General features: G+C 66.6%; 2 protein-coding genes. Both read right to left on the bottom strand.

Going from position 1 to position 2,832, the window contains the following annotated elements; genetic code table 11:
* Nucleotides 1-167: 167 nt before the first annotated feature.
* A complete protein-coding gene (locus ACLQ62_RS15675) occupies nucleotides 168-1,610 on the bottom strand; it encodes a CCA tRNA nucleotidyltransferase (protein WP_411722558.1) in 1,443 nt (480 codons plus the stop codon).
* 239 nt (nucleotides 1,611-1,849) lie between these two features.
* A partial coding sequence (locus ACLQ62_RS15680) for a helix-turn-helix transcriptional regulator (RefSeq protein WP_411722559.1) occupies nucleotides 1,850-2,832 on the bottom strand: 983 nt, incomplete at its 5' end.

The following is a 2,832-nucleotide window of genomic DNA, read 5'->3' on the forward strand; positions in this document are numbered from 1 at the left end:
TCTCGCCCGAGGGAAGGGTGGCGACTCCGCCGCCCTCGAGCGCAGCGAGAACACTTCGGGCCCAGGCCACGTCGCGACCGGCGCCGAGGTGTCGACGGTGATGAGCGCCGCCCCTGTCAGGCTATTACCCTGCTCCCTGGCTCCTCCGCACCCGGCGAGCGCCGAACTCAGCCGGCACGATCCGCCCACCAGGCCAGGAGGCGTCGTTCGGCTTCCTCCTCGCCCAGGGGGCCTTCGTCGAGACGCAGCTCGAGCAACCATTTGTACGCCTCGCCCACCTCCCGGCCGGGCCGGATTCCGAGCACCCGCTGGATGGCGTTGCCGTCCAGGTCCGGCCTCACCGCTTCCATCTCCTCCTGCTCACGGAGTTCCGCGATGCGGGCTTCGAGGTCGTCGTAGGCAAACCCGAGGCGGTCGGCCTTGCGCCGGTTCCTTGTGGTGACGTCGGCCCGGGTGAGGATGTGCAGCCGTTCGAGCAGATGGCCGGCGTCACGGACGTATCGGCGGACGGCCGAGTCCGTCCAGGCTCCCTCGGTATAGCCGAAGAACCGCAGGTGCAGTTCGATCAGCCGGGAAACATCCTTGATTCTCTCGTTGTCGTACCGCAGTGCGGTGAGCCGTTTCTTCGCGAGCTTCGATCCGACCATGTCGTGGTGGTAGAAGCTCACCGCTCCGCCGGGTTCGAGCCGGCGCGTCGCCGGCTTGCCGATGTCGTGAAGAAGCGCGGCCATCCGCAGGGTCAGGTCGGGCGCCTCGCCGGGGTGGCGAGATTTCTCGTACCCGATCGCCTGCTCGAGCACTGTGAGCGAGTGCTGATAGACGTCCTTGTGGTGGTGGTGTTCGTCGATCTCCAGGCGCAACGCAGGAACCTCCGGCAGCACGATCTGTGCGAGTCCCGATTCGACAAGCAGTTCGATGCCCGTTCGGGGTTCGTCGGTGCAGAGCAGCTTCGACAGTTCGATCTGCATGCGCTCCACCGACACGATCCGGATGCTGTCGGCCATGGCGGACATGGCGGCCTGCGTTTCGGCGTCCACGACGAAACCGAGCTGGCTGGCGAACCGCGCAGCGCGCATCATGCGCAGCGGATCATCGCCGAAACTCACCTCGGGGGTGCTCGGCGTGCGGAGGGTCTTCGCGAGCAGGTCCTCGACTCCCCCGCACGGGTCGACAAGTGTGACCTGTGGGATGCGCAGAGCCATCGCATTGACCGTGAAGTCCCGGCGCCTGAGGTCACCCTCGAGACTGTCCCCGAAAGCGACGACCGGTTTGCGGGTGACGCCGTCGTAGGCATCCGCCCGATAGGTGGTGATCTCCACCATCTCCGAGACGTTCCCGATCGCGACTCGCGCACCGATGGTGCCGAAATCCCTACCCACGTCCCACTGGGCATCGGAGATCGGGGTGACGACGCGGAGGATCTCGTCGGGCGAGGCGTTCGTCGTGAAGTCCAGGTCGCTGACGACCCGGCCGAGCATGGCGTCACGGACGGGCCCGCCGACCAGGGAGAGTTCGAAGCCGGCAAGGGCGAAGACGGATGCGACCTTCGAGACGACCGGGGAAGCGGCGAGTTCCGACAGGCGCACCAACGATTCCGCCATACTCACCATGGCCTCAATCGTAGCGATCCTCGGGATCACCACCGAACCGTGCGAAAGAACCGGACATGGATCACCCGGCACGTCGGCGTCGACAGCCGGCGTGCCGGGAGAATCCACCTGTCAGGGAACAGGGGTTTTTTGCAGTGCACCCAACGCCTTGTTCAAGCTGCCCCGCAGGAACAGTTCGCTGAATCTTCCACTGACTCCAGTGTCGGCGATACCCGCCGGGACGCCCCTAGGGACTTCCCCTAGTTCCTTTCGAGAACGGCGCGGATACCCCGCCGGGACGACAGCCCCAGCTTCGCCAGCACGTTACCCATGTGGTACTCGACGCCTTTGACCGAGACGAACAGTTTGCCGGCGACTTCGCGGTTGGTCAGCCCCTGCGCGGCGAGATGAGCCACTTCGCGTTCGCGGCTGCTCAGCACGGCAAGCGGGTCGACTGCCGGCGGGTCCGCCGGGCCGAGCGCCTCGACGAGCAGTTCCTGCCACCAGTCGCGCTCGATCTGCGCGCGCATCGGTTCATGCGCTATCGCTTCACGAGCGATGGAGGCCGCTGTTGCGAAGTCTCCTGCCGCCTTCGCCAGGAGGGCGTGGGCGACATCAGCCAGCCGGCGGTATCCGTTGTTCACGAATGGCACAGGCATCGCGGCAGCGTCGGCGAGCCAGTTCTCGGCTGTTTGCCGGTCCCCGCGTGCCGCCGGGACGAATGCGGCGACCGCGTAGGCCGAGGCTCGCGCGCCCGCGTTCTCGACGTCGTCCGAGATCGAGGCAGCTGCTGCCGCTGTGGCGGCCGCTGCATCCCATTGCCCGCTCCGGAATTGTGCGAGCGCCAGTTCTATCCGCCCGTAAACCGACAGCTCGGGCCGGCCGTGGTCGGCAAGTGTGAGGCCGGCCTCAAGGTCGGCGATGGCCTCGGTCAGCCGGCGCTGCTGGCGATGCAGGTAGCCTCGGGTGAGCAACAGGATCGCGTGCCTGGGAAGGAGCGTGCTGCTCTGGGCTTCAGTGATGAGTTCGTTGAGTCGGGCCTGGCCGGTGTCCGCCTGCCCCGCCTGCCATCCGGCCAGTGCCCGCATCGACACCGCGATTGTTTCCAGCTCGTCGACGTCGATGCTCACGGTGCCGGCCCGATCGGTGCTGAGGCGCAGCTCGGTCAGAACATCGAGCACTGCTGTTGCGTGCTGGAGGCCCAGATCGGTTTTGTCGCCCATCAGCGCCATCTCAGCGAGAC

This window comes from Mycetocola sp., assembly GCF_046716805.1.
Classification (GTDB): Bacteria; Actinomycetota; Actinomycetes; order Actinomycetales; family Microbacteriaceae; genus Mycetocola_A.

Coding starts and splice junctions, on each gene's coding strand:
- ACLQ62_RS15675 (WP_411722558.1), bottom strand. CDS start 1,610: ATGGTGAGTATGGCGGAATCGTTGGTGCGCCTGTCGGAACTCGCCGCT.